The sequence below is a fragment of the Shinella sp. JR1-6 genome (genome assembly GCF_004284735.1).
Classification (GTDB): domain Bacteria; phylum Pseudomonadota; class Alphaproteobacteria; order Rhizobiales; family Rhizobiaceae; genus Shinella.
In genome coordinates this window covers 1-1,059 of the sequence record NZ_SHMI01000123.1, presented here as the reverse complement: position 1 = coordinate 1,059, position 1,059 = coordinate 1, and the positions used below count along the sequence as shown (strand labels likewise).

At 55.1% G+C, this 1,059-nt stretch carries 2 protein-coding genes; one reads left to right on the top strand and one right to left on the bottom strand.

What is annotated here, in order from left to right:
- Nucleotides 1-58 precede the first annotated feature (58 nt).
- Complete coding sequence (locus EXZ48_RS36065; protein WP_371687697.1) at nt 59-415, bottom strand: helix-turn-helix domain-containing protein; 357 nt, start codon at nt 413-415, stop codon at nt 59-61.
- 360 nt (nt 416-775) lie between these two features.
- Here EXZ48_RS36065 and EXZ48_RS34675 point away from each other — a divergent pair.
- The coding region (locus EXZ48_RS34675; RefSeq protein ID WP_130521618.1) for a hypothetical protein at nt 776-1,059 on the top strand (284 nt) is incomplete at its 3' end.

Sequence of the window (1,059 nt, the reverse complement as noted above, 5' to 3'; positions counted from 1 at the left end):
AAGACCGAAGAGGAGATGGAGACCGTCATCAAACGAAAAGCTGCTGAAATCTCAATCGCTATGGCGATTTTGCACGGTGGAGACTGGCGGATTCAGGTTGATCATGAGGACGGTCTGGTGGTGATTGCCCGTCGTCGGTCTCCGAAACGAAGCCGCTGATAGCCTTCATCACGGCAGGCAGATCGGTGTGATCAACCCCATGAGCCAGGAGCGCAGATCTAAGCTGCGCTCCCGTGTCGTTCAGCGCGCCGGAAATCACGTAAATTGTAGCGCGCGGTCCGAGAACTGATAGAACCTTGGCGAGGCGAGTGAACGACGGCTCTTTGTCGTCCTTCAGGATTTGTTGGACGTAATTTTCTCCATACCCCGTGGCTTTGCCGAGGGCGCGCTTGCTGCGTCCATCCGCATCAACCATCTCACGAAGCCGTTCTTTCCACTCTTCACTCATCCTCATTTCGTATCACGCGCCACAAATCTGCGCTCGAACGTTATGGCGTGTATTGCAATGCACGCGATAGCGTGTATACTTCCTCCTCATGAACAACGAACTCCTTTCCGATATCGACCGCTTTCTGCAGGCTGAGAAAATCGGCGAGCATCGCTTCGGCATACTCGCAGCCAGCAATGGGCGCCTCATCGAGCGTCTGAGGTCCGGCGGCAGGATTTGGCCTGAAACTGCGGAGCAGGTGAGGGTTTTCATGGCTGTGAGACGCCCAGATCTGTTTGGGAATAGCCGCAAACCATCCAAGAGAGCGGAAGCTCGGGAGAGCACGGTATGACCTCAGTTCACCGAACCTTTGTCGGCTGGCTGAAGGGCGCTGTTTATAAGCTCGCCAAGTACGCCATGGAGCGCCTGGGCAAATCCCAGGTCCATTCTCAATCTGGTCGAGACTTCGACGATGGGTGGATTTGCGGCATCGGTATGCAGGGCTCCCAAGGATACGCAAACAGTTCCATTGCTGACCCGGTTTTCCGTGAAAATGTCGACAAATACAACGCGCGCCTCGTTGTCGCGAACTTCGCACGGGGTCCCTCCAAGGTTGATTACCTTGGCAGATT